This window comes from Streptomyces sp. SID3212 (assembly GCF_009865405.1).
Classification (GTDB): domain Bacteria; phylum Actinomycetota; class Actinomycetes; order Streptomycetales; family Streptomycetaceae; genus Streptomyces.
In genome coordinates this window covers 1-5,221 of the sequence record NZ_WWJY01001182.1, presented here as the reverse complement: position 1 = coordinate 5,221, position 5,221 = coordinate 1, and the positions used below count along the sequence as shown (strand labels likewise).

The following is a 5,221-nucleotide window of genomic DNA, read 5'->3' as shown; positions in this document are numbered from 1 at the left end:
GCTGGAGCCGCCGGGCCGGACCGGCCGGCGGGGTGCCGAGGCGGATGGGCGCCACCTGCGTGACCGGTGCGGCGAGCACCCGGCGGAAGGCGTCCAGTCCCTGCTCGTCGCTGAGCGGTTCCACTCCTGAGGTGGTGATCCTGGCCCTGTACTCGTCCGTGGCCACCGAACCGCTCTCGCCCCAGAAGCCCCAGTTGAAGAGCCGCACGGGGCGCCGCAGGCGGGCACTCAGGTAGCGCCCGAAGGCGTCCTGGAAGGTGGAGCCCGCCGCGTAGTTGGCCTGGCCGGGGTTGGCGGTGTGCGAGATGGCGGAGGAGAACAGCGCGACGAAGTCCAGGTCCTGGTCGGCCAGCACCTGTTCCAGCACCACCGAGCCGCGCACCTTGGGATCGAGGGCGGCGCGGAAGGTGGGCTCGTCCATCCGCTCCAGAGTGCGGTCCGCGAGGACGAATGCGGAGTGCACGACCCCGTCGAGGGAACCGAAGCGCGCGCGGACCGCCCGGACGACCCGGCGCATCGCCTCGGGGTCGGTCACGTCGGCCGACTCGTAGAGCACGTCGGCGCCCGCCTCGCGCAGCCCGTCGAGGTATCCGGCGGGCAGTTCCCCGGCGGGCCGCCGGCCGACGAGCGCGAGCCGTGCCCCGTACCGCTCTGCGAGGTGACGGGCGATCACCGAGCCGAGCCCGCCGGCTCCGCCCAGCACGAGGTACCGGCCGCCGCGGCGCAGCGGAAGGGCGTCGTCGTCGGTGGGCGGCAGCCGTACCTCGGCGAGCCCGCACTCCAGGAGCACACCGCCGCGCAGCGCGCGTTCGGCGACCGGCCCCTGGCCTGCGGCTGTCACGACCGCGTCCAGCAGGGCTTCCGTACCGCTGCCCGTGGCGAGTTCGGCCGGGTCGAGATCTAGCAGACCGGCCGTGAGGAAGGGCAGTTCTCTGGCGAGCGACCGGGTCAGCCCGGTCAGCGAGGCGGAGAAGGGGTTGTCGGCGGGCACGGCCGGGTCCACCTGCTGGACTCCGCAGGTGACCACGGTCAGCCGGGCCCCGCGCGGACGGGCGGCGGCGAAGGCGCGGGCCAGGTGGAAGAGCGCGACTGCGCCGCGTTCCTGGCTGCGCTCCAGGTGGTCCAGGTCCTCGTGGCTGTAACGGCTGTGGTCGATTCCGCCGAGGAAGTACACGTCGGGGGCGGGGCCCGCCTCCGCGAGCAGCCGCGGCAGTTCGGTGGCGGGGTCGAGGCGGGCGAGGTCGGCGACCGAGGCACCCGGGAACCGCTCGGCGAGCCGGGCGCCGAGGCCGAAGTCGTCCGGGGTGGAGAGCACCAGGGCGCGCCCGCGCCCGGCGTCGGCCGGACGCGGGGGTTCGATCGCCGACCACTGCGGTCGCAGGTAGGTGACCGGCTCCCCGGCGGGGCGGGCCCGGCCCGCCACCGTGAAGTCCTCCAGGACGAGTACGGGTCGGCCGCTTCCGTCGGCGACGACCACCTCGCAGCGGGCGCTGGTGGCGTCCGAGCGCAGCAGCCGGGCGTACGCGTAGCGGGCCGCGGCGGGCTCACCCAGCAGGCGTACCGCGGCGACGGTGGCCGGCACGGGGGCGCGGGCCGCGAGTTCGGGGGGAAGGATGCCCTGAACCGCGTGCAGCGCGCTGTCGATCAGGCCGGCGGGGATGGAACCGGGGGCGGAGGTGTCCGGTCCCGGCTCCAGTTCCGCCAGCGCCTCACCGGCACCGTGCAGCAGCCGGCGGACTCCGCGGTAGGCGGGTCCGTAGGCGAGGCCCGCGGCGGCGGCCCTTTCATAGAGTTCCTCGCCGCTGACGGCCTCCGGGCAGCGTGCGCGCAGCGCGTCCAGCGCGAGGTCTTCGGCCGGTTCGCTCCGGTCGGCGCGGAGCGTGCCGCTGCTGTGCGCGATCCGGGCGTCGTCCTCCCCCGTACTGATCTCGTACGCCGTACCGCCGGGGGCCGGACGCAGTGCGACCCGTACGTCGCTCCCGCCGTCGGCGACCTCCAGCGGGACCCGCCAGCGGACGTCCGTCAGGGCCGAGGGAGCGGCGCCTTCCGACGCGGCGGCGGCTCGGGCGAGTTCCAGTTGCAGGACTCCCGCGACGAGCCGACGGCCGTCCACCACGTGGTCGGCGACCAGTGGGTCGGCGGGTTCCAGCCGGACGGTGAGGGTCTTGGGTTCCGGCTCGGGAGCGGTCGTACGGATCCAGTGGCGGCCCCCCGCGAAGGGATAGGGCGGCAGTGGAACCCGGCGGACTCCCGGGCGGTCGACGCGCTGCCAGGGGATGTCCGCGCCGGCCGTGAACGCGCGGGCGAGTTCGCCGAGCGGTCCCTCCCCGGCGAGGCGGACCAGCCGTTCCGGGTCGTCGTCGGCCGGCGCGGCCAGGTCGGCCCGTCCGGTGAGCAGGCCGGGTACGTCACGGCCGGCGAGGTGGCCGCGCAGGGCGGGGGCGATCTCGGCGGTGTCCTGTACGACGAGGGCAAGCCGGGTGTCGAGCTGGTCGCGTCCCTGCTGGAGGGTGACGGCCAGCGAGTCCAACGGGACGGTGGCGTCGGACTGTTCGAGGTGCTCGGCCAGCCGGGCGGCCATGGTCCGCAACCGTTCCTCGTCGCGCGCGGACAGCACGATCAGCTCGGGACGGGCCGGCGCGTCCGGTTGCCGTACGGGGTGCCGGTACTCCTCGACGACGACATGGGCATTGGCACCGCCGGCCCCGAAGGAGCTGAGCGCCGCGAGCCGGGGCCGGTCGCCGCGCCGCTCCCAGGGCCGGGCGGCACGGGGCAGCACGAACGGGGTGTCGGCGAGGCCGAGGGAGTGGTTCTCCTCCTCGCAGTGGAGCGTGGGCACGATCGTGCGGTGCTCCATCTGGAGCAGGATCTTGGTGAGGCCGCCGATCCCCGCCGCCGACTCCGCGTGCCCGATGTTGGACTTGACCGACCCGAGTGCGCAGAACCCGGTCGCGTCCGTGTACTCGGCGAAGGCCCGGCGCAGCCCCTCCACCTCGATCGGGTCGCCCAACCGGGTGCCGGTGCCGTGCGCCTCGACGTACCCGACATCGCGGGCGTCGACCCCGGCGGCGCGCAGCGCGTCGGCGACCACCCAGCCCTGGGCCTGCGGACTGGGCACGGTGTACCCGTTCGTACGGCCGCCGTGGTTGACGGCCGTACCGCGGATGACACCCCGGATCGGGTCGCCGTCCGCGACGGCGGCCGACAGCGGCTTGAGGACGACCGCGCCGACGCCCTCGCCGGGCACGAAGCCGTCCCCTCCCGCGCCGAAGGCCCGGCAGCGTCCACCGGGCGCGAGCATCCGCAGCTCCGAGAGGACGACCCACTTGCTGGGATGGACGTTGACGCAGACGCCGCCCGCGACGGCGATCCGGCTCTCGCCGGAGCGGAGGCTCTCGCAGGCCAGGTGGAGCGCGGTCAGTGACGCGGAGCAGGCGGTGTCGACGACCATGCTCGGGCCGTGCGCGTCGAGCCAGTACGAGAGGCGGTTGGCGGCCGAGAAGTCCATCGCGGGGGCGATCACGCGGTTGCCCCTGCCCCACTGCTCGGCGCCCAGCAGCCCGTAGGAGGAGCCGGTGACACCGACGAAGACGCCGATCGCGTGGCGTCCGCGGGTGTCCCGGGTGCGCTCGTGGAGCAGGCTCCGCGAGTGGCCGGCGTCCTGGAGGGCGCTCGCGGCGACCTCCAGGAAGAGCCGTTCCTTGGGATCGCTGCGCTCCGCCTCACGCGGGGAGACGTTGAAGTAGGCGGCGTCAAAGCGGGCCACGTCTCTCAGGAAGCCGCCGGAGTCGCCGTACGACATGCCGGGCCTGCGGGCTCCGGGAGCGTGGTACGCGGCGTGCTCCCAGCGGTCCGGCGGGATCTCGCCGACGCAGTCGCGCCCCTCGGACAGGGACCGCCAGAACTCCTCCAGGTCCTCGCCCCCGGGGTAGCGGCCCGCCAGGCCGATGACGGCGATGGGCTCCTGGGTCGCCGTGGGCTCGGACCGCGGCCGGGTCACGGCCGGCGCCTGTTCCGCGGCGGGTGCGGCCGGGGTGGACGCCAGCAGGCGGGTCAGCTCTCCGGCGTGCGTGCGGACGAGCCGGGCGGCGAGTTCGGCCACGTTGCGGAACTCGAAGAAGAGCGTGACGGGCTGCGGGCCCAGCTCGTCCTCCAGTACGGTGGTGAGCTTTCTGATCAGGATGGAGTCCACACCGATGGTGGAGAATTCCTGGTCGCGGCGGAGCCGTCCGGCGGGCAGGCGGACGGTGTCCGAGACGAGCCCCAGCAGCCACCCCTCGACGGCGACGACCAGGTCCGCGCGGGGAGTTGTGGCGGGGTCCGGATTCGTCGCGGGGCCGGTGGCCGGGGCGACGGCGGCCGGATCCGTGGAGCCGTGTTCCGGGTCCGCTCCGCCCGGCCGGTCCGCCATCCGTGAGGCGATGAAGTCGGCGGCCCTGGACGGGTTCCCGTAGACGGCCAGCCATTCCGCGCCCTCGCCGCGGACGGCCGCCTCCAGCGCCGTGAGGCCCTCGGCCGGCGGCATGGGGACCATGCCCTGGAGTTCCTCCAGCACTCGCTGGTCGCTCTGCTCCAGGCCCATGCCGCCGCCGCTCCACAGGGGCCAGCAGACGGAGACGGTACGGCCGCTGCGGCGCCCCTCTCCCACCAGGGCCTCCCTGGCCTCGGCGAACCCGCCCAGGCCCCGGTTGGCCGCGGCGTAGTCGCTCTGTCCCGCCATGCAGAGATAGGCGGCGGTGGAGGAGAACAACGCGAGGAAGTCCAACGGCAGTTCGGCGGTCGCCAGGTCGAGGTTCCGGGCGCCGGCGAGTTTGGGCGTCGTCACCGCGAGCACGTCGCGCGGATCCTTGTTCACCACATAGGCGTCGTTGTTGATGCCCGCGGAGTGCAGGATTCCGTGCAGGGCCCCGAACTCCCGCAGAGCGAGGCGCACGGCGCTCTCGACATCGGCCCGCTTCCCCACGTCCCCGCGGACGTAGTGGGCGGCTCCGCCCAGCTCGCCGATCCGGGCGCGGGCGGCGCGGATCCGTTCTCCGGGCTCGGAGCGGCCCATGAGGACGAACCGTGCGCCGTGGCGCTCGGCCAGCAGCTCGGCGAGGCGCAGCGCGATGCCGCCCCCGCCGCCGGTGACCAGGTAGCTTCCTCCGCGCCGGAAGACCGGCCGGCCGGCCGCCGGTGCCGCGGCGGGCAGCACGGTGCGCACGGCCCGCCCGTCCCGGTC

Annotated in this window: 1 protein-coding gene; it reads right to left on the bottom strand. The window is 74.8% G+C overall.

Going from position 1 to position 5,221, the window contains the following annotated elements; genetic code table 11:
* Window positions 1-5,221, bottom strand: a 5,221-nt coding sequence (locus tag GT042_RS35450) for an SDR family NAD(P)-dependent oxidoreductase (protein WP_161312794.1), incomplete at both ends; no start/stop codon positions are given.